Here is a 20,502-nt window from a genome sequence, read left to right as displayed (position 1 = left end):
AATCTTTCATGGCCTGCCAGATCACCATGCGACACACCTCTTGCACACACCTCGTGAAGGCCACCCTTTGTTTCGGCGCGTCGGCAATCGCTGGTATTGCGTCGGCGCACAGCCTGATGCTCACTTGCAAGCCCGGGGCCGAAGGCATGGTGCGCTGCGTGGGGGAGTTCTCGGACGGCAGCGACGCGGCTGGCATGTCGGTGCTGGTGAAGTCGTACGACGAGCGCGTGCTTCTCAAGAGCACGCTGGGCAGCGATTCAGCCCTGCAGTTCAAGCGGCCAGCGGGCGAGTTCTTTGTGCGCCTGGAAGACGGCGGAGAACACTCGTCCGAGGTCGACCACACCGAAATCAAACCATGAGCGTGCAAGTGGTGAGACCCGCCGGCGCGGGCCATGAAACGCTTTGGGTGATGCTGGCGGCGGCGAGCGTGCTCGCGGTGGCTGCGCTGGTCGTTGGCACGCGGGCGCAGCCGGACGCACAGGCGGCCCTGGCGCCCTATCAGATTGATGCCCGCACGCAGCTCAATGCCGCAGAGCAAGGTGTGCACGCAGACCTGCTGGTGGCGGCCGAAGAAATCGGCGCTTTGGCCGCGATCGACAAAAAGCTGCCGGGTGTGGAACAACTGCGCGAGATGGATCTGCCGCCGTTCGCCGCGGGCGCAGGTGCAGCCGCACGTGGAGCGCACGAGTGGCGCACGGCCGCACAAGGACTTGACGCGGCCTACGTGGGGCGCACTGCGGCGCCTGCTGTGGCGGCCTCGTTCCTGCTGCGTCTGCCGGCCTCGGATGCGGGTGGCGCGAAAGACGCGCACGGGCACGGCGAGGTCGGCCAGGTCTGGGTGCAGCGCGAAGGCCCGCAGACCTGGCCCGAGCAGCTCGACGACGCATCGCTCAAGCGGCAGGGCTGGCGCCAGGTGGTGGTGCGATACGACGCCGGTGTGACGCGCAAGGACGCCGCGCACTGAGCCCGTTCTGTTCTCTTTTTAAGGACCCTTCATGTCATTTCAGGACAAGCCTTCTGCGAGCCGCCGGCGACTGCTGTGCGCCCTGGCCTGGGCGCCCGTGGCGCTCGCTGGAACCGGCGCGCCGGCTTCTGCCCAGGCGCGCAAGCTGCGCATCGGCGTGACGCTGCATCCCTATTACAGCTATGTGGCCAACGTGGTCGGCGAGCTGGCCGACGTGGTGCCGGTGATTCCCGCCGGTTTCAACCCCCATGCCTACGAACCCCGCACCGAGGACATCAAGCGCATTGGCTCGCTCGACGTGATCGTGGTCAACGGCGTTGGGCACGACGACTTTGCGAGCCGGATGATTGCGGCGAGCGAGAAGCCCGGGCTGAAAGTGATCGAGGCCAACGCCCAGGTGCCGTTGCTCGCGGCGGTGGGAACCGGGCGAGGCACCTCGGGCAAGGTGGTGAATCCGCACACCTTTCTGTCGGTGACCGCGTCGATCTCGCAGGTCAACACCATTGCGCGCGAGCTGGGCAAGCTCGACCCCGCGAACGCCGCGGCGTACACCGCCAACGCCCGCGCTTACGCGCAGAAACTGCGCAAGCTTCGGGCCGACGCGCTGGGTGAACTGGCCCAGGCGCCCGCCAGTGGTTTGCGCATTGCCACCATCCACGGCGCTTACGACTACCTGCTGCGGGAGTTCGGCCTGGAGGTTGCGGCCGTGGTGGAGCCGGCGCACGGCATCGAGCCCAGCCCCTCGCAACTCAAGGGCACGATCGACCAGATCCGTTCGCTCGATGTGAAGGTGATCTTCTCGGAGATGGACTTCCCCTCGGCCTACGTCGACACCATCCGCCGAGAGACCGGCGTGCGTCTTTATGCGTTGACGCACATCTCGCATGGCCCGTACACCGCCGACAAGTTCGAGCAGGAGATTGACCGCAACCTGGCCACCGTGGTTCGCGCGATCCGGGAGTCGGTTTGATGGCCGCAGGTGGACCGGGCATCGCGTTTGAATCTGTCGATCTCACGCTGGGCCACACCGAGATCCTGCGGCAGGTGAACCTGCGCGTGGAAGCTGGCAGCGTGCATGCGCTCGTGGGACCCAACGGCGGTGGCAAGAGTTCGTTGTTCAAGGCCCTGCTGGGCCAGGTGCCGCATCGGGGCCGCATCAGCCTGGCCTGGCCCGGCGAGCATCCGGGCACGGTGGGCTACGTGCCGCAGGCGCTGGCCTTCGACGCCGGCCTGCCCATGACGGTGATGGATTTCATGGGTGCGATGTGCCAGCGCCGGCCGGTGTTTCTGGGTCTTTCGCCGCGCTGGAAGGTGCCGGTGGAGCAGGCCTTGCGCCAGGTCGGCATGCTGGAGAAATCGAACCGCCGCATGGGTGCCTTGTCTGGCGGGGAGCGACAGCGCGTGCTGCTGGCGCAAGCGCTCATTCCCGCGCCCGACCTCATCCTGCTCGATGAGCCCATGTCTGCGCTGGACGAAGCCGGCGTGGAGACGTTCGAGAACCTGCTCGCGCACTGGCGGGAGACTCGCGTGACCGTGTTGTGGATCGAGCACGACCTCGATGCCGTCACGCGCCTGGCGGACCAGGTGACTGGCCTGAACCGGCAGGTGTTGTTCGATGGCGCTGCCGCGCAGACGTTGACACCGCAGCGTGTGCTGGCACTGTTTTCCAGCCGGCACCGACGTGAAGAAGAAAAAGAGAAGGTGGAGGTCTGATGAGCGCGTTCGACACTTTTCGTCAGACCATCCAGCATCTGGCCGGGGAGGGCACGCTGCCGGCCTCGCTGGCCTATGGGTTCGTGGTCAACGCCGTGCTGGCGGGTCTGTTCATCGGGCCGGTGCTCGGTGGCCTGGGCACGCTGGTCGTGGTCAAGCGGCTCGCGTTCTTTTCCGAGGCCGTGGGGCACGCTGCCCTCACCGGTGTGGCCATCGGCATCTTGCTGGGTGAGCCCTACACCGGGCCTTACGGGAGTCTCTTCGCTTACTGCCTGCTGTTCGGCATGCTGCTGAACTATCTGCGCAACCGCACCGGGCTATCGCCCGACACCTTGATCGGCGTGTTCCTCGCGGTCTCGCTGGCCATGGGCGCGAGCCTGCTGCTGATGCTCTCGGGTCGCGTGAACATCCACATTCTGGAGAACGTGCTGTTTGGCTCGGTGCTCACGGTCGACGCGGGCGATCTGCTCGTGCTGGGGGTGGTCGGCACGCTGGTGGTGGTGCTCACGGTGCCGCTCTACAACCGCTTCATGCTGGCCAGCTTCAACCCGCAACTCGCCAGTGTGCGCGGCGTGCGCGTGAAGCTGCTGGACTATCTCTTCGTGGTGCTGGTGACGATCGTCACGGTGGCCTCGGTCAAGGTCATTGGCGCCATTCTGGTGGGCGCCTTGCTGATCATTCCTGCCGCTGCGGCTCGCCTGCTGAGCCTTTCACTGCGCGGATTCTTCTGGCTAAGCGTGGGCATTGCCACCGTCAGCACACAGATCGGCATTCTGGTGCCGATCGAACTCGAACTGCCGGTGCCGTCGGGCGCGGCCATCATCCTCACCGCCGGCGGGCTGTTCGCACTCGCGGCGGTCATCCGGGGTTTTACGCCGGCTTTGAAAGGTCATGCTGGATGAACTCGCGTCCGTTTCCATTCGCTCTTCGCTGGATGGGTCTGCTGACCCTCCTGTTCGCCATGTCCGCCGCCACGGCACAGACTGCCGCTCCCACGCGATTGCTCGTGGCCCATCCCGTGGTCGCCGCGCTCACGACCGCCCTGGCGCGGGATACCGGCATTGTGGTGCTGCGCCCGGTGCCAGAGACGCTGCCACCCAGCCGTCAGCTGGCCTTCTTCACGGGCCGTGGTGCGGCCGGGCTCGGCGAAGCCGCCCGCCAGGCAGACGCTGTGATTGCGCTGCGATCCATCTGGCCCGACGATCCCCTGTTTCCCCTGGCGCGCCGGCAGAACATCCGCTTGATTGAAATCGACGCCGCGCGCCCTTTGGACGCATCGCTGCCCGGCATGGCCTTGCAGGAAGGCGACGCATCGGCCAACGCGCTGCCCTGGCTCGATCCCGTGAATCTCGGGCGCATGGCCGACGTGATCGCCAGTGATGTCGCTCGGCTGGTGCCGGCGGCCAGGCCCCGCCTGCTGGCCAATGTGGCCGCACTGCGCCAGCAATTGCTGGCCACCACGGCCGGGAGCGAAGCTCGCCTGGCGGCGGCGAGCAACCTCACGGTGTTCAGTCTGTCGGATCGACTCGACTACCTCACCAATGGCTTCAACCTCGACACCGCAGGCACCGATGCCCGTGCCGATGAAGCCTGGACGCCCGACGCACTGGCTGAGCTGACGCGGCGGTTGCGCAGCGCCTCGGTGGTGGCCGTGCTGCACCACCGCGAATTGCCGGCCGCGCTGGCATTGGCGGTGCAGCAATCGGGCGCACGGGCCATCGTGTTGTTGACCGAAGGACGCGACCCGGTGGGGGAACTGCGGGAGAACACCGAGCGGCTGGGTGCCATCGCCAGCCGCTGATGGCTCAGGGTTCGTACTTGTAGCCGAGGCCGTAGACCGAGTGGATCAGGTCCTGCCCCGGCAGCCGGTCTTCAATCTTGCGACGCAGCTTCTTGATGTGGCTGTCGACCGTGCGGTCGGAGACGATGCGCTCGTCCTTGTACATCAGGTCCATCAACTGTTCGCGCGAGAAGATGCGACCTGGCCGCGCGCTCAGCACCTTGAGCAGCTGGTATTCCACGGCGGTCAGGCCCAGGTCGTGTCCCGCGATGCTGGCCCGCCAGTCGGCATCTTCCAGTTTCAGTCCGCTCGGCAGTTCGTCGGCAGGCGCAACCGCATGCGCACCGCGCCGCAGCACCGCCTTCACGCGCGCCACCACTTCTCGCGGGCTGAAGGGTTTGCAAATGTAGTCGTCGGCCCCGAGTTCGAGGCCGAGCAGGCGATCGATCTCTTCCACGCGTGCGGTCACCATGATGATGGCCGGCGTTGGCTGCCCAGGCTTGCCGGCACGCAGCGCCTTGCAGATATCCAGCCCGCTTTTCCCCGGCAGCATCAGGTCCAGCAGCACGAGATCGACGGGATGGCTCTCGAGCCAGGGCTCGACCTCATCGCCGCGCATGAGATGGTGGACCTCGAAGCCGGATTGCGTCAGGTAGTCCAGCAGCACGCTGGCGATCTTGTTTTCGTCCTCGACGATCAGGATGCGTTCAGCCATTTGCAGTTTCCGTGTGCAGCGGCAGCCAGATGTCCCAGCGCAGACCACCGAGCGCGCTGGCCGAAGCCTGCATGCGGCCCCCATGGCCTTCAACAATGGCGCGAGCGATGGCCAGGCCCAGGCCCGATCCACCACTGGCGCTCGCACGGGACTCGTCCACCCGATAGAGCCGCTCGGTCAGGCGGGGCAGGGCTTCGGGCGGTACGCCCGGTCCCGTGTCTTCCCAGGTGAGCTGGGCCTCGGTTTCGTGGCCGCGCACCTGCACGTTGAGCGTGGCGGGATCGGCGCTGTAGCGCTGCGTGTTCTGCAGCAGGTTCGACAGCACCTGATCCAGCCGGTCCCCATCGGCCCGGATCTGAACGCCTGCATCGAGCTCGCTTCGCACCTGCAGCGGCTTGCCCGGCAGACCGGCGGCATCGCTCAGGTGGTGGCCGACGAACCTGCCGAGGTCGACCGGTGCGAAGCGGTAGTCGAGCGCGCCAAGGTCCGACAGCGACAGCAGCCGAAGATCTTCCACCAGACGCGTGAGGCGACTCACCTCCTGCGCCAGCGAGTCCAGGTTGGCCGGGTTGGGCTGGCGAATGCCATCCTGCAGGGCTTCGATCTCGGCGCGCAGGGTGGCCAGGGGCGTGCGCAGTTCGTGCGCGATATCGGCGATCCACTGCCGGCGAACCTGTTGCGCGGCCTGCAGCGAAGTGGCCATGTGGTTGAACGCCTCGGCGAGCTGGGCGAGTTCGTCGTGACCTCGCGCGGGCAAGCGCACGCTGTAGTCGCCCTGCGCCACGGCGGCCGTGCCCTCGCCCAGCACGTTCAGGCGCCGCGAGAGCCAGCGCGCAATCAGCGCGGCGTTCAGCAACACGGCCGCCAGCATGCCGAGTGCAATGGCGGCAAAGGTACGCGTCTGCTGCGCGAGAAAAACGCGTTCGAGCGAGGCCACCATCTGCAGCCTGGGCACATAGGCCAGATAGCCCACGAGCTGGTTGTTGACCTCGATGGGTTTGAGCACCGCCTGCTGGATGCGGCCTTCGGGACCGATCAGCAATTGGCGCTGGGAGTCCAGCAGCAGGAGGCGGGGATCGATGGTGAAGGGCGGCGGCACGGCGGGTGTGGCGGGGTTGGCTGCCGGCGCTGGCGAAGGCGCGGGGACTGCGCGCGGCTCGGAGGCGGCCGGTGTGCCGCCAGCTGCGCCGGGCTCGGTGCGTCGGGGCATGCGGCTCACACCCAGCACTTCGCGAGACAGGTCGTACCAGCGCTGGCGATCGGTGGTGATCCAGTCCCAGTTGCCTTGCTGGCGGTAACCATCGGCCAGCCGCACCACCATGGGCTGCAGGCGCGCTTCGTCGGCCTGGTTCAGGTATTCCACCAGTCCCTTGTCAAAGCTCCAGCTGTAAATGAGGTAGGCCGCCATGACCAGCACGATGTTGGCGCCCGCAATCGCCAGAAACAGCTTGACGCGCAAACTGTCGAAGCGAGCCAGCCAGGCACGCGGGCGGGTGATCGGTGTGGCGTGGTCGTTCGGCATGGAGAGCGTAAGCCTAAACCCAAATCTTTCAAACTTTGTGCAAACCGGGCGATGCGGTTTGCTCATTCTTTCCATATTTCTCGGGCACGATGCAGACTCATTTTCGGCAAATGGCCATCACGAACTCCAACGATATGAACGAAGTCAATGCCCCTGTTGTTCGCCGCCGCCGCCCTTGGCGGCTGGCCCTCGTCGCGCTGGTGGGCCTGGCCGTGCTGGGTGCCGGCGGGTATGGCTGGTACCGCTGGGGGCCCGGTGCCAAGACCGAGAGCGCCTATATCACCGCCACCGTCCAGCGCGGCGACATCGAAGACCAGGTCAGCGCCACGGGCTCCCTGCAGCCGCGCGACTACGTGGACGTGGGTGCCCAGGTGTCTGGCCAGTTGCGCAAGATTCACGTGGAAGTGGGCAGCGAAGTGAAGGAGGGCGACCTGCTTGCCGAGATCGATGCTGAAACTTCGCAAGCCCGGGTGGACGCCAGCCGGGCCCAACTGCGTTCCCAGCAGGCGCAGATGGCCGAGCGTGAACTCACGCTGGTCAAGGCCGAGCGCGATCTGCAGCGCCAGAAAAACCTGATGGCCGAAGAGGCCACCACCGCCGAGACGCTGCAGAACGCCGACACGGCCGTGAAGACCGCGCGCGTGCAGATCCAGTCGCTCAAGGCTTCGATGGAACAACTGCAGGCCAGCATGCGGGTGGAAGAGGCCAACCTCAAGTTCACGAAGATCTATGCGCCCATGGCCGGCACCGTGGTGAGCATCACCGCGCGGCAAGGCCAGACGCTGAACACCAACCAGTCGGCTCCTACGATTCTGCGCATCGCTGACCTGTCGGTCATGACGGTTCAGACGCAGGTGTCTGAAGCCGACGTGAGCAAGCTGCGCGGCGGCATGCCGGTGTACTTCACCACGCTGGGTGGCCAGGGTCGCCGCTGGTATGGGGAGCTCAAGAAGATTGAGCCCACGCCCACGGTGACCAACAACGTGGTGCTCTACAACGCGCTGTTTGAAGTGCCGAACAACAACCGCAGCCTCATGACGAGCATGACCGCGCAGGTGTTCTTCGTGGTCGCCGAGGCCAAGGATGTGCTGGTGGTGCCGATGTCTGCACTGACGATCCAGCGCGGTGCGCAGGGTAGTCGGGGTGCGCAGCAGAGTGGCCCCGGTGCCAGCACGCCCGGCACCATGCCGGCACCCGCGCCACCAGCCAGCGCACCAGCAGCGCCACGGAGTACCAGCACGTCGTCCCTCATTCCCGATGCTGCGTTCAAGACCGTGGCCGACACGGTGGTTGCGCAGGCCAGCGGCGCCACCGGTGAACGCCCGCGCATGAGCCGCGAGGCGTTCCAGAACATGACGGAAGAAGAACGTGCCCGTTTCCGCGAGCAGCGCCGCAAGGAGCGCGAGCAGGCGCAGGCCGCTGGTGGCAGCGCTGGCGCAGCACCCTCAACGCCCTCCGCGTCCTCAGTGCCAACTGCGCCCGCAGCGCCCGCAGTGCGATCAGCGCCCACCGTGCCAGCAGCCCGCAAGGGCGCTACGCGATCGGTCGCTCCCAATGTCAGTGGCATCCCGCGCAACGATGCCCCCACACGCCCTTCACGCGGTCCGCGTCAGGCCAAGGTCAAGGTCATGGCGGCGGACGGCAGCATCGAAGATCGCGACATCACCATCGGCATCAGCAACCGCGTGCACGCCGAAGTGCTGTCGGGGCTGAAGGAAGGCGACCGCGTCATTGCGGGTGTTCGCGAACCCGAACGCCGCACCACGACGCCGCAGCAGGGCGCGGGCGTGGGCCAGCAGGGCCCTGGCGGCATGCCGGGTGGCGCCCCGGGCGGAGCTCGTCGATGAGCCAGTTGCCGCAGCCGCACGAGGCCGAGGCGCTGCGCACCGCGCCGCAGGGCGCTGGCGTGCCGCTGATCGACCTGAGCGGGATCACCAAGACCTACCGCAACGGCGATCTGGCCGTCGAGGTTCTGCACGGCATCGATCTGAAGATCTACCCGGGTGAGCTGGTCGCCATCATGGGCGCATCGGGTTCGGGGAAATCCACGCTGATGAACATCCTGGGCTGTCTGGACAAGCCTACCACCGGCCGCTATCTGTTCATGGGGCGCGATGTCTCGGAGCTCGAACGCGATGAACTCGCCGAGCTGCGTCGCGATGCTTTCGGCTTCGTTTTCCAGAGCTACAACCTGATCGCCACCGGCACGGCAGCCGACAACGTGGAGGTGCCTGCCGTCTACGCCGGCATCCCGCCGACCGAGCGTCACGCGCGTGCGTCCGAGTTGCTGGCTTCACTGGGGCTGGGCGACCGCATGCACCACCGGCCGAACCAGCTGTCGGGTGGCCAGCAGCAGCGCGTGTCGATCGCACGGGCCCTGATGAATGGAGGCAGGGTGATCCTGGCCGACGAACCCACCGGTGCGCTCGACAGCAAGAGCGGCGCCGACGTGATGGTGTTGCTCAAGGACCTGGCGGCACAGGGCCACACGGTGATCCTCATCACCCACGCGGCTGAAGTGGCCCAGAATGCCCAGCGTGTCATTGAAATCAAGGACGGAAACATCGTCGCCGACCCGGGCCCACGGCCTCCCGAAGGCCAGGCCTCGCTGGCGGCGAAGAACTGGACCGCGCGTGCCGGCCGCATCTCGCACCTGAGCGATGTGGTGGAAGCGGCCAAGACCGCCCTGCGTGCGCTGCGCGCCAACGTGTTCCGCGCCATCCTCACCTTGCTGGGCATCGTGATCGGCGTGGCCTCGGTGATTGCGATGCTGGCCATTGGCGATGGCGCCAAGCAAGTGGTGATCGATCGCATCAGCGCGATGGGATCCAACCTGTTGCTGGTGCGTCCGGGTGCGCCGAACCAGCGGGGTTTTCAGAACATCGCCACGCTGGTGCTGGCCGACGTGAATGCGATCGACAAGGAAGTGCCCAATGTGCTGGCCGCCGTGCCCGAGCAGAGCAGCACCGCCACGCTGCGGTATGGCGAAGCCGACTATTCGAGCAGCATCCTCGGCACGTCGTCAAAGTTTCCGCTGGCGCGCCAGTGGAAGGTGGCTCGCGGCACCTTCTTCACCGATGAAGACGAGCAGGAGTACGCCACCGTGGCGGTGCTCGGGCAGACCGTGGCCAGGGCGCTGTTTCCTGGCGGCGAGGAGCCGCTGGGCAAGTTCGTGCTGGTCAACAACCTGATCTTCCAGGTGGTCGGCGTGATGAGCGCGCGCGGTGCATCGCCCAACGGCCAGGACCAGGACGACGTGGTGCTGGTGCCCTACGCGACAAGTCAGTTGCGGTTGTCGGGCCAGCGTTTTCTGCGCAACGTGACGGTGGCGGTCGCCGACGTGGCCCGCATTGACGAGACGCAGTCGGCCGTGGAATCGCTGCTGGCCGAGCGACACGGCGTGATCGATTTCCAGATTCGCAACATGGCCTCGATCATCGACACGGCGACCGAGACCCAGAACACCATGACGATCCTGCTCGGCTCCATCGCCGCGATCTCGCTGCTGGTGGGCGGCATCGGGGTGATGAACATCATGCTGGTGAGCGTGACCGAACGCACCCGCGAAATCGGTATCCGCATGGCCACTGGCGCGCGGATGCGCAACATCCTGCAGCAGTTCTTGATCGAGGCGCTGGTGGTGTCCGCACTGGGCGGGTTGATCGGTGTCGTCATCGGCCTGGGTGTGGCCTTCGTGATCGGCGCCACCGGCACCGCGGTGCAGTACTCCGTGACCCCGGTGGTGCTGGCGTTTGGCTGCGCGTTTGCCACCGGCCTGATCTTTGGCTATCTGCCGGCGCGCAAGGCCGCAAGGCTCGACCCTGTCGTGGCCCTGTCTTCGGAATGAGCACTGTGATGAAACCACTTTCGTATCCATTGACCCGACCCCTGGTGCTCGCCATTGCACTGGCCTTGCAGGCCTGTGCCACCACCGAGCCCGCCCGTGCACCCGTGGTCGACCTGCCGGCGGCCTTTGATTCTGCGCCCCCGGCCGACGCGCCGCAGATCACCTCGGCGTGGTGGAAGGGTTTCGGCTCACCTTCGCTCGAAGGGCTGCTCGATGAAGCGCTGGCGGGCAGTGCCGATCTGCGCATTGCGGTCGAGCGCATGCGGCAGGCCGACATCGCGCTGCAGCAGGCGGGCATTTCGCGCCTGCCCACGGTCAACGGCAGCCTGGGCGCTTCCGTGGGGCGCAGCGAAGGCCCTGTGGTGGCCGGTACCTCGCGTGAATCCACCAGCGCAGGTTTGTCCATCAGCTACGAGGTCGATCTGTGGGGCCGCATTGCCGCCGGCGTGCGCGCCGGTGAAGCCAGCTTCCTCGCCACCCAGGAAGACTGGAAAACGGCGCGCCTGACCTTGCTCACCGCCGTGGCCAACAACTACTTCCTGTGGCTCAACACCGCCGAGCGCCTGCGCATTGCGCGGGAGAACCTTGCCATCGCCGAGCGCGTGCTCCGCATCGTGGAGGCGCGCCAGCGCAACGGCGTGGCCACGGCGCTGGAGGTTTCGCAGCAGCGCACGGCGGTGCTGTCCCAGCGCACGGCGCTGATCCCGCTGGAGTTGCAGCAGCGGCAGACAGCATCGGCGCTGGCCTTGCTGCTGGGGCGCGTGCCGCAGGGATATGCGCCCGCCGCTGGCGAATTCAGTGCCTTGCGCGTACCCGCTGTGGCGCCGGGCCTGCCGTCTTCCCTGCTCACGCGCAGGCCCGACCTGTCGGCCGCAGAAGCTCAGCTGGCCGCCGCCGATGCCAATGTGGAGGCTGCCCGCGCCGCCTTGCTGCCCAGCGTGTCGCTGTCCGCGTCGGGCAGTCTGGGCACCTCAGCCCTGTTGAGCCTGGCCGATCCCACACGCAGCGTGTCGCTCGGCCTGTCGCTTGCGCAGGCGATCTTCGACGGCGGGCGCCGGCGGCTGGCGATCAGCACCACGGAATCCCAGCGCGTGGTGCTGATCGAGAACTACGGCAACGCCATCCGCAGCGCCCTGAAGGAAGTCGACGACGGCCTGGACAACGTTCAGCGCAGCGAGCGCCAGGAGGCTTTGCAACGCGAGGTGGTGGCGCAGGCCCGCCGCTCGCTGCAACTGGCCGAATTGCGGTACCGGGAGGGCAGTGGTGATCTGCTCTCGGTGCTCGACGCGCAGCGCACGCTTTTTTCCGCGCTCGATGCGCTGGCCACACAGAATCTGGCTCGGTTGAGTGCTGCGCTCGATCTGTACAAGGCGCTGGGCGGCGACTGGTCCGGCCCACCCCCTCCGTTGTCCTGAATCCCCTCGGAACTGCAAATTTCGCGAGGGTTTCGCGATTTCTCTAAATGAGAATCGTTATAATTCGCAGACTGATGACCACTGGCGTTTCTCACCCTGTCGGTGATCTCCTTGTCTGTTGAGTTCCGAACCGTTTTCGCTCCTGCCCAACTTCTGTGACGAACCCTCCGGCCGCTCAAGCGGCGTCCAACCGCGCCTACTGGCTCAAGACCCTGCACCAATGGCATTGGATCAGTTCGGCCCTGTGTCTGATCGGCATGCTGTTGTTCGCCTTCACGGGCATCACGCTCAACCACGCGGCGGACATTGGTGCCGAGCCGCAGGTGCAGCAGAAGGTCGTGCACTTGCCGGCCGAACTGCAGAGCGCGCTGGCGCCAAAGGACGACGAGCCCGACAACGCAGCGCTGCCGCCAGAAGTTCACCAGTGGCTTGCCACCGCGCTCGGCGTGGTGTTGCCGGACGCATCTGCCGAGTGGTCGCCTGAAGAAATTTACCTCTCGCTGCCCCGGCCGGGCGGCGATGCCTGGCTGCGCATCGAGCGCGAATCGGGCAGCGTGGAATACGAGCGCACCGACCGGGGCTGGGTTTCTTACCTGAACGACCTGCACAAAGGCCGCCACACCGGACTGGCCTGGAAGTGGTTTCTCGACATCTTTTCGGTGGCCTGCCTGGTGTTCTGCATCACTGGCCTGTTCATCCTCAAGTTCCACGCGGCAAACCGCCCTTCGACCTGGCCCATGGTGGGCATGGGTCTGGTGGCGCCCTTGTTGCTCGTGATCCTGTTCATCCATTGACCGTTGAAGGAGCCGCGTTCCCATGTTGATCCGATACGCCACCGCCATTTCTGCGGCTGGGTTTGCATTCCCAGCCCTGGCCGCCGACATGGCGCTCAAAGTCGAGATTCCGCGCCTGACCGTGGCGGAGTACCACCGCCCCTACGTGGCGATCTGGATCGAGAAAGCCGACCAGAGCTTCGCCGGCAACCTCGCGGTCTGGTACGACATCAAGATGCGCAACAACGAGGGCACGAAGTGGCTCAAGGACATGCGCGCCTGGTGGCGCAAGACCGGTCGCGAGCTGGCGATGCCGGTCGACGGCATCAGCGGTGCCACCCGCGCGCCGGGTGAGCAGGCCGTGCAATTTGCAGACACGACCGCGCTGGGCAAGCTGGCGCCGGGTGAATACAACGTCGTGCTCGAAGCGGCGCGAGAGGTGGGCGGCCGCGAGGTGGTGAAGGTGCCCTTCGTGTGGCCACCCAAGGCCGCCACCACCATACAAGCCCGTGGCGAACACGAGCTCGGCGCGATCAGCGTCACCGTCAAACCCTGAACCCGACTGGAGACCTTCATGAACACCACTTCCGTTCGCGCACGCGTACTCACCCTGGCCGCTGCGGCCGTGCTGGCCCTGCCTGGCGCCGTGCATGCACACCGCTCCTGGCTGCTGCCCTCGGGCACCATCTATTCGGGTCAGCTGCCCTGGGTGTCGGTGGACGCGGCGGTGTCCAACGACATCTTCTATTACGAGCACAACGCCGCCGGCCTGGACAACCTGGTGGTGATCGGCCCCGACGGCCAGCCGGTGCAGGCCGAGAACCAGGCCAAGGGCCGCTACCGCAGCGTGTTCGACGTGAAGCTTGAGAAGCCGGGCACCTACCGCATTGCGCTGGTGAACGAGGGCATGACCGCCAGCTTCAAGGTGGGCACCGAGACCAAGCGCCTGCGCGGCACAGCCGAGTCGCTGGCCAGGGACATCCCGGCCAATGCGGAAGACCTGCGCGTGAGCCAGTCGCAAGGCCGCGTGGAAACTTTCGTGACCTCGGGCAAGCCCACCATCGACGCCCTCAAACCCACGGGTCGTGGCATCGAGCTGGTGCCGGTGACGCACCCGAACGACCTCGTGGAAGGTGACACGGCCACGTTCCGTTTCCTCGACAACGGCAAGCCCGCCGCTGGCTATGCGGCCACGGTGATTCTGGCCGGCCTGCGCTACCGCAGCGAGCTGGGCGAGATTCGCAGCACCACCGACGACAAGGGCGAGCTCAAGGTCAAGTGGCCCGCTGCCGGCATGTACTGGGTCAACATCGCGCCGCCCCGTGCACCCGGCATGGGCGGCCCGGGAGCGGGTGGCCCTGGCGCCGCCGCTGCGCCCGCGGCCGATGCACCGCGCCCTGCGCCCACGGGCCCGGCCGGCACGCTGGCCGAGCCGGTGCGCCGCTCCGGCTACAGCCTCACGCTGGAAGTGCTGCCGCGCTGATGAACCGCGTGCTCGTGCCGCTGCAGCTGGAGGGCGCAGCGCCCCTGCTGGGTGGGCGTACGCACAGCCTCAGTGGCGAGACCATGGGCACCACCTGGCGGGTGCTCTGTGCGACGTCGCAAGCCCGCTCTCTGGAGTCTGTACGGTGGGCCGTTCAGGCCGAGCTGGACCTGGTGGTGGCGCAAATGAGCACCTGGCTTTCCGGTTCCGATCTGGATCGCTTCAACCGGGCGCCTGCAGGCACCTGGCATTCATTGCCCGAGCCCTTCGCCGAGGTGCTGGAGGCGGCGCTGTGGATGGCCGATGCCTCCGGTGGCGCCTTCAATCCGGCGGCGGGCGCGCTGGTCAATCTCTGGGGTTTCGGCCCCAGTCCCCGCTACACCGATGCCAGCTTCAGGATGCCCACCAACGATGCTGTGCAGACCGCGCTGGCCCACATCGACTGGCGCGCATTGCAGTGGGACGCCGGCCGTCGCGAGGCCCATCAACCCGGCGGCGTGTGGCTGGATTTTTCAGCGATTGCCAAAGGCCATGCGGTGGACCGTGTATCGCGGCGGCTGAACGACATGGGCCTGCAGAACACTCTGGTAGAGGTGGGTGGTGAACTGCGCGGCCAGGGCTTTGGTCTGGGGGGGCAACCCTGGTGGGTGGAGCTTGAGTCGCCGCCGGTCGTGGAGGGCGCCCGCCCGCTGCTGCCCACGCGCGTGGCGCTGCACGGGATTTGCGTGGCCACCTCTGGCGACTACCGGCGTGCCTTCACGCAAGACGGCGCGCATTGGCCGCACACCATCGATCCACGACAGGGTCGCCCCGTGGGTCATGGCCTCGCTTCGGTGAGCGTGCTGCACCAGGAGTGCCTGTGGGCAGACGCCTGGTCCACGGCGCTCACCGTGCTGGGACAGGAGCAGGGCATGGCGCTGGCGATGGAGCACCGCATCGCCGCGCTGTTCGTGCAGCGCGAACCAGATGGAAGCCTGCGTGAGACGCTGACACCGGCCATGGAAGCGTTTGCGGAATGACGAGAGAGCAGATCGTTCAAGCCCTGGTGACGGTGCTGGCCTACATGCTGATGTGCGGCACCATCGCATGGCGCTACCGCCAGCGCCAGCGCGAGGCCCAGCGCCGGGTGGACGCACTGCTGCCGGCAACGCCCGGCGCACCGGCATGGTGGGTGGCCTACGCCAGCCAGACCGGACAGGCCGAGCAGCTCGCGCTTCAGACCGCGCAGGCGCTGCACACCGCTGGTGTGCCGGTGCGCCTGGCGCCACTCAGCCAGATCCGCATGGCCGATCTGCAGCACGCCGATCGCCTGCTGTGCATTGCCAGCACCTATGGCGAAGGCGATCCGCCCGACAGCGCGGTGCCGTTCGCGCGCCAGGTGATGGCGAGTGCGGCGGTGAACCTCTCGCACCTGCATGTGGGTCTGCTGGCGCTGGGCGATCAGACCTACGCGAACTACTGCGGATTCGGCCGCGCGCTGGACCATTGGCTCATGGCCAATGGTGCGCAGCCGCTGTTCGAGCGCATCGATGTCGACAAGAGCGACCCCAATGCCCTGCAGCGCTGGCGCCAGCACCTCGCCCATCTGGCCGGCACCAACGACCTGCCCGACTGGGAGGCGCCTTCCCTGCAACCCTGGCGGCTTCAGGCGCGTGAGCACCTCAACCCCGGCAGCGCGGGTGAGGCGGTATGGCACCTGGTGCTGGTGCCCGATGCGCTTCAGCCACTGCCGGATTGGCAGGCCGGCGACCTGGTGCAGATCGAGGTGCCCACCGCGCCAGGCGAGCCTCGCGATTATTCGATTGCGTCGGTACCGCAAGACGGCGCCTTGCACCTGCTGGTGCGCCAGAGCCGGCGCACCGACGGCAGCCTGGGCGTGGCCTCGGGCTGGCTTACGAAGCAGGCAGACCTGGGTGCCTCGGTCATGCTGCGCGTGCGTGAACACAGCGGCTTCCGCATGGGCGACAACGCCCATCGCCCCCTGATCCTCATCGGCAATGGCACGGGACTGGCGGGGCTGCGCGGGCACATGCGCGGCCGACTGGCCGCTGCGGGAATGCTGGGCAGCGGTGCCGAACGCCCCGAAAGCGTGGCACCCATGTGGCTGCTGTTCGGCGAGCGCAACGCCCATTGCGACGCACACCATCGCGATGAGATCGATACCTGGGTTCGGCAGGGTTGGCTCAGGGCGGACTGGGTTTTCTCGCGCGATCAGGAAGAGCGCCGCTACGTGCAGCATGCGCTGGCAGAGTCAGCTGGCGAGGTGCGTGAGTGGGTGGAGCAGGGCGCTGCCATCTACGTGTGCGGCAGCCTCGAGGGCATGGCGGGCGAGGTGAACGACGCGCTGCAGCGCATCCTGGGCGAAGAAGCGTTGCAGCAGCTAGCCGCTGACGGCCGCTACCGGCGCGACGTGTACTGACGCGCCATCAGATCAAACCTCTGCCCATTGCTGCAGGAGCTTGTGGTAGTGGCCCGTTAGCGCGACGACCTCTGCGGTGTCGCCCAGTTGGTGGCGCAGCTTGAGGATCGTCATATCCAGATCGAACAGCATCGAGCGGCGCCACGCGTCGCGCACCAGACTCTGCGTCCAGAGGAAAGACGCCACGCGCGCGCCGCGCGTGACCGGCTCCACGCGGTGCAGGCTGGTGGACGGGTAGACGATGGCATCGCCCGCATCCAGCTTGATCTCGTGCGTGCCGAAACTGTCTTCGGCGATGAGTTCGCCACCTTCGTATTCTTCGGGTGCGCTCAGAAACACGGTGGTCGACACATCGGTGCGCACTTTCTGGCCGCTGAAACGGCTGGTCTGGATCGTGTTGTCGATGTGGTTGCCATATTGCCCGCCACCTTCGTAGCGGTTGAACATGGGGGGCAGCATGGTCTTCGGCAGCACTGCCGACAGGAACATCGGATGGCGATTGAGCGCATCGGCGATGCGTTGCGAAAGTGCGGGAAATGCTGGGGAATTCGGGTCCAGCTGCAGGTTGCGCTTCAAGTTTGAAGCCTGCGGCCCGCTGGTCTGCAGACCGTCCACCCAGCCCTCGAGCTCCAGGGCCTGGCGGATATCAGCGACCTCGACGGCGGTCAGTACCTGGGGAATGTGCAGCAGCATGGGCCTGGGTTCCTGAAACGGGAAGAGGCCCGCGGGTGAGCGGGCCTCTCGTTGGTCACGTTCTGAAGAGCGAAATCAGTGCATCAGAACTTGTAGTTGGCCGTGACGGCAGCCGAGCGCGGCGCGCCCAGCGCCAGACGCGAACCGCCGTTGTTCAACACCGAGAGGTACTCTTTGTCGAACAGGTTGTAGACGTTCAGTCGAAAGCTCAGCTTGGGGTTGACCTGGTAGGTCGCCATGGCATCCGCTACCCAGAAGGAGGGGATGTTGGGCACGTTCTGCGTCGCAGGATTGGCACCATTGATCACCCGCTTTTGCTCCGAGACGTAACGCGTGCCCAGGCCCAAGGTCAGTTTGTCCAGCTGGTAGGAGGTCCAAAGGGTGGCGGTCAGGTCAGGCGACCAGCGCACGCCATCGGTGACCGCGGTGGCGGTTTGCTGGTTGATCGCTTTGGTGCTCGTCTTGGCCAGGCCAGCGGTGATCTGCCAGAAGTTGGTGATCTGGCCCACGGCCGACAATTCGATGCCTTGCACGCGGGTCTTGCCAAACTGCTGCGTCGTGCCGCTGATCGCGTCATACGTGGTCTGCTTGTCGTTGTCGGTGCGGAAGAGCGCCGCCGCCACGTTCAGCCGCTTGTTCAGCAGTTCCCATTTGGTACCCAGTTCCACCGACTCGGTTTCCTGCGGATCCAGCGCCGAGTTGTTGATGTTCCCGGCGGCAGCGCTCAACTGGAAGTTGTTGCCACCGGGTGGCGTGGCCGAGGTGGCGTATGACACGTAGATGCTGCCGTTTTCAGCCGGCTTGTACACGCCACCCAGGTTCCAGCTCGTGAGTGTGTCCGTGTCGTCGGCGCTCACGGTGGGCGTTCGCGTGCTCACCGAATAGTTGTCCAGCCGCAGGCCGCCATTGATCGAAAACCGCTCGGTGAGCTGGGCGTTGTTGAACACATAGAGGCCGACCGTGCTGGTGGAGCCGCCCGATTGCGCACCGGTGCGCGGGCCGAAGGTGGCCATGGGATCGTTCGGGTTCGGGTTGTACAGGTTGGCCGCGCTGGTGGTGCCGGTGCTGGCGTGCGTGTAGGTCGTCTGGCGCTCGTTCATCAGCTCCAGACCAGCGGCCAGTGAGTGCTTGATGCTGCCGGTGGAGAACTCGCTGTTCAGGCTGGTCTGGTTGGCGAAGATGGAGTTTTCCTGGTCCACGTTCTGGCGCGAGCGGCTGATGGTCCAGCTGGAGGGATCTGCCGGGTTCGCGGCGGTGATCGCGTTGATGCCGGTGAGCACGCGGTCCATCTTGTTCTTGCCGTAGCGGGTCACGTTGCGCACGGTCAGGCCCGGTCCGATGTCGTGCTCGACCTTGACGGTGAACATGTCGGCATCGATCTTCTCGTGGTCGTTCGGGCTGCCGTAGAAGTTTTCGCGGTTGACCTTGGCGGCACCTGCGACGGCCGGTGTTGCGTTGTAGAAGCCCGGGAAGCCGATCGAGGGAATGCCGCCATCGGGCGTGTTGTTCTGCCGGATGTGCTGCGAGTACAGATGCACACGGGTCGGCGTGCCCAGGCCGGCAACGTACGACAGGCCCAGGCCACCGCCGCTGTTGTCGACGAAGTTGCGGCCATCCACGCCGCTGTCCTGCACCATGGCGTTGAGGCGGAAAGCCGAGGTGTCGCTGGTCTGGCGGTTCAGGTCCAGGGTGGCGCGCTTGCGGCTGGCGGTGCCCAGGGTGCCGGAGACGCTCGTTTCGTCCCCCAGGTGGGCTTGCTTGGAGATGAGGTTGAGGGAGCCGGTGGCAGCGCCTCGGCCGGTTTCCGCACCGGCCGGGCCTTTGATGATCTCGACCTGCTCGAGGTTGAAGGTGTCACGGGTGACGGCGCCGAGGTCCCGGATGCCGTCGACGAAGGTCGATTGTTGCAGCGAGAAGCCGCGAAGCTGGAAGGTGTCGCCCGCAGAGGTGTTGCCGTTTTCGCCCATCTGCATGGTGATGCCGGGCGTGTTGCGCAGGGCTTCCATCAGCGTGATGGCACCTTGCTCCTCGAGCGTTTCCTTCTTGATGATCTGGATGGTCTTGGGCGTGTCCAGCAGCGGCTGGGTGATTTTCTCGTTGGCCGATTTGTCGGCCTTGTAAGGCACCTCGGGCGATTCCTTCACCGTCACGGTGGGCAGCGTGGGGGCCTGTGGCTGTGCCATGCCGGCGGCTGGAACGGAGGCGGCGAGCAGGGCGAGGAGGTGTGCGGATTTGGTGTGCTTGCGTCGGTGGATGTGTGCCATGAAAGAAGTCCTTGCGGGTTGCGATGAGGTGTTGGCTGGCTGGCTTCCACATCGCACCGGCAAGGTGCAAGAACACGTCAGTTCGGAAGGATTCGGCTGGCTTCAGCCGTTATTATCTCAAATAAAAATCATTCCTATTCACATTTGTTCCAATTTGTTGTGCTGCAGAGCAACAAAAGCTATGACGTTCATAGAAGCTATCAATTCGCCGTGTCGATAGTATTCAGCTATAGTTCATCCATCGCCTCTACAAGGCGTCTGCTTTTTCACTTCCTCCAACTTCACCAAGGAAACTCCATGTCCCTGATCAATACCACCGTCAAACCTTTCGCCGCCACCGCTTTCCACAATGGCAAGTTTGTTCCCGTGTCCGACGCCAGCCTGCGCGGCGAGTGGTCCGTGCTGATCTTCATGCCCGCTGCCTTCACCTTCAACTGCCCGACCGAAGTGGAAGACGCAGCCGACAACTACGCCGAGTTCCAGAAGGCAGGCGCCGAGGTCTACATCGTCACCACCGACACGCACTTCTCGCACAAGGTGTGGCACGAGACCTCGCCCGCCGTGGGCAAGGCCAAGTTCCCGCTGATCGGTGACCCCACGCACCAGCTGACCCGCGCCTTTGACGTGCACATCGAAGAAGAAGGCCTTGCCCTGCGCGGCACCTTCATCGTCAACCCCGAAGGCGTGATCAAGACCGCTGAAATCCACGACAACGCGATTGCCCGCGACGTGAAGGAAACGCTGCGCAAGCTGAAGGCAGCGCAATTCGTGGCCAACAACCCCGGCCAGGTGTGCCCCGCCAAGTGGCAGGAAGGCGCGAAGACCATTGCTCCTTCGCTGGATCTGGTCGGCAAGATCTGATCTTTCCACTCAGTACCGCAGCCCGATGGGTTGTGGTCCCTTGCGGACCACAA

The 20,502-nt window shown here is 65.9% G+C and carries 20 protein-coding genes; 16 read left to right on the top strand and 4 right to left on the bottom strand.

From position 1 onward, the window contains the following. Positions 1-26 precede the first annotated feature (26 nt). Genes CAP37_RS10480 through CAP37_RS10455 form a run of 6 tightly spaced genes read left to right on the top strand, consistent with a single transcriptional unit; the run spans position 27 to position 4,478 of the window. Positions 27-359 carry a hypothetical protein gene (locus CAP37_RS10480; protein WP_218776845.1) on the top strand — a complete coding sequence of 111 codons (333 nt, stop codon included), beginning with the start codon at positions 27-29 and terminating at the stop codon, positions 357-359. Further along, positions 356-964 carry a DUF6162 family protein gene (locus tag CAP37_RS10475; RefSeq protein ID WP_086124107.1) on the top strand — a complete coding sequence of 203 codons (609 nt, stop codon included), beginning with the start codon at positions 356-358 and terminating at the stop codon, positions 962-964. The genes CAP37_RS10480 and CAP37_RS10475 overlap by 4 nt, the downstream gene beginning before the upstream one ends. A 31-nt stretch (positions 965-995) precedes the next feature. Continuing rightward, positions 996-1,934: a metal ABC transporter solute-binding protein, Zn/Mn family gene (locus CAP37_RS10470; protein WP_086124106.1), complete on the top strand. Its 939-nt coding sequence runs from the start codon at positions 996-998 to the stop codon at positions 1,932-1,934. Then, the gene (locus CAP37_RS10465) at positions 1,934-2,677 is read left to right on the top strand and encodes a metal ABC transporter ATP-binding protein (protein ID WP_086124105.1); all 744 of its coding nucleotides are present in this window, start codon (positions 1,934-1,936) and stop codon (positions 2,675-2,677) included. The genes CAP37_RS10470 and CAP37_RS10465 overlap by 1 nt, the downstream gene beginning before the upstream one ends. Then, positions 2,677-3,579 carry a metal ABC transporter permease gene (locus CAP37_RS10460; RefSeq protein WP_086124104.1) on the top strand — a complete coding sequence of 301 codons (903 nt, stop codon included), beginning with the start codon at positions 2,677-2,679 and terminating at the stop codon, positions 3,577-3,579. Before CAP37_RS10465 ends, CAP37_RS10460 begins: the two co-directional genes overlap by 1 nt. Before the next feature lie 32 nt (positions 3,580-3,611). Further along, a complete protein-coding gene (locus CAP37_RS10455) occupies positions 3,612-4,478 on the top strand; it encodes a metal ABC transporter solute-binding protein, Zn/Mn family (protein ID WP_256926928.1) in 867 nt (288 codons plus the stop codon). 4 nt (positions 4,479-4,482) lie between these two features. Here the strand turns inward: CAP37_RS10455 and CAP37_RS10450 are convergent, their stop codons facing one another. Together CAP37_RS10450 and CAP37_RS10445 are read right to left on the bottom strand one after the other, a co-directional pair. Then, complete coding sequence (locus tag CAP37_RS10450; RefSeq protein ID WP_086124102.1) at positions 4,483-5,172, bottom strand: response regulator; 690 nt, start codon at positions 5,170-5,172, stop codon at positions 4,483-4,485. Further along, a complete protein-coding gene (locus tag CAP37_RS10445; protein WP_179190185.1) occupies positions 5,165-6,694 on the bottom strand; it encodes an ATP-binding protein in 1,530 nt (509 codons plus the stop codon). The genes CAP37_RS10450 and CAP37_RS10445 overlap by 8 nt, the downstream gene beginning before the upstream one ends. 134 nt (positions 6,695-6,828) lie before the next feature. On the opposite strand from CAP37_RS10445, the gene CAP37_RS10440 reads away from it, so the two are divergent. The 8 genes from CAP37_RS10440 to CAP37_RS10405 all read left to right on the top strand — a co-directional run bounded on the left by CAP37_RS10440 (position 6,829) and on the right by CAP37_RS10405 (position 16,631). Beyond that, a complete protein-coding gene (locus CAP37_RS10440; protein WP_086124930.1) occupies positions 6,829-8,541 on the top strand; it encodes an efflux RND transporter periplasmic adaptor subunit in 1,713 nt (570 codons plus the stop codon). Further along, positions 8,538-10,541: a MacB family efflux pump subunit gene (locus CAP37_RS10435; RefSeq protein ID WP_086124100.1), complete on the top strand. Its 2,004-nt coding sequence runs from the start codon at positions 8,538-8,540 to the stop codon at positions 10,539-10,541. The genes CAP37_RS10440 and CAP37_RS10435 overlap by 4 nt, the downstream gene beginning before the upstream one ends. An 8-nt stretch (positions 10,542-10,549) precedes the next feature. After that, positions 10,550-11,956 carry an efflux transporter outer membrane subunit gene (locus tag CAP37_RS10430; protein WP_256926927.1) on the top strand — a complete coding sequence of 469 codons (1,407 nt, stop codon included), beginning with the start codon at positions 10,550-10,552 and terminating at the stop codon, positions 11,954-11,956. A 155-nt stretch (positions 11,957-12,111) separates the two neighbouring features. Beyond that, positions 12,112-12,750 (top strand): PepSY-associated TM helix domain-containing protein, encoded by a 639-nt coding sequence (locus tag CAP37_RS10425; RefSeq protein ID WP_086124098.1) that lies wholly within the window; start codon positions 12,112-12,114, stop codon positions 12,748-12,750. Positions 12,751-12,772: 22 nt separating this feature from the next. Beyond that, a complete protein-coding gene (locus CAP37_RS10420) occupies positions 12,773-13,285 on the top strand; it encodes a DUF2271 domain-containing protein (protein WP_086124097.1) in 513 nt (170 codons plus the stop codon). Between the two features lie 18 nt (positions 13,286-13,303). Then, positions 13,304-14,212, top strand: a complete 909-nt coding sequence (locus tag CAP37_RS10415) for a DUF4198 domain-containing protein (protein ID WP_086124096.1) — start codon at positions 13,304-13,306, stop codon at positions 14,210-14,212. Continuing rightward, positions 14,212-15,231, top strand: coding sequence for an FAD:protein FMN transferase (locus CAP37_RS10410; RefSeq protein WP_086124095.1), 1,020 nt, complete (start codon positions 14,212-14,214; stop codon positions 15,229-15,231). Before CAP37_RS10415 ends, CAP37_RS10410 begins: the two co-directional genes overlap by 1 nt. Then, a complete protein-coding gene (locus CAP37_RS10405) occupies positions 15,228-16,631 on the top strand; it encodes a sulfite reductase subunit alpha (RefSeq protein WP_086124094.1) in 1,404 nt (467 codons plus the stop codon). Before CAP37_RS10410 ends, CAP37_RS10405 begins: the two co-directional genes overlap by 4 nt. Before the next feature lie 12 nt (positions 16,632-16,643). Here CAP37_RS10405 and CAP37_RS10400 read toward each other — a convergent pair whose 3' ends face one another. Both CAP37_RS10400 and CAP37_RS10395 read right to left on the bottom strand, forming a co-directional pair. Beyond that, on the bottom strand, positions 16,644-17,324 hold the full coding sequence (locus tag CAP37_RS10400) for a Fe2+-dependent dioxygenase (RefSeq protein WP_086124093.1): 681 nt from the start codon (positions 17,322-17,324) through the stop codon (positions 16,644-16,646). A gap of 83 nt (positions 17,325-17,407) precedes the next feature. Beyond that, the gene (locus tag CAP37_RS10395; protein WP_086124092.1) at positions 17,408-19,588 is read right to left on the bottom strand and encodes a TonB-dependent siderophore receptor; all 2,181 of its coding nucleotides are present in this window, start codon (positions 19,586-19,588) and stop codon (positions 17,408-17,410) included. On the opposite strand from CAP37_RS10395, the gene CAP37_RS21715 reads away from it, so the two are divergent. Together CAP37_RS21715 and ahpC are read left to right on the top strand one after the other, a co-directional pair. Then, positions 19,587-19,808, top strand: coding sequence for a hypothetical protein (locus CAP37_RS21715; protein ID WP_179190184.1), 222 nt, complete (start codon positions 19,587-19,589; stop codon positions 19,806-19,808). The two genes, CAP37_RS10395 and CAP37_RS21715, sit on opposite strands and share 2 nt — an antisense overlap. 77 nt (positions 19,809-19,885) lie before the next feature. Beyond that, positions 19,886-20,449, top strand: coding sequence for an alkyl hydroperoxide reductase subunit C (ahpC, locus tag CAP37_RS10390; RefSeq protein ID WP_086124091.1), 564 nt, complete (start codon positions 19,886-19,888; stop codon positions 20,447-20,449). Positions 20,450-20,502: the final 53 nt, after the last annotated feature.

Origin of the sequence: Hydrogenophaga sp. IBVHS1 (assembly GCF_002127265.1) — a bacterium.
In the GTDB taxonomy this organism is placed as follows: Bacteria; Pseudomonadota; Gammaproteobacteria; order Burkholderiales; family Burkholderiaceae_C; genus Hydrogenophaga.
This window is presented reverse-complemented; position numbering and strand designations above follow the sequence as displayed.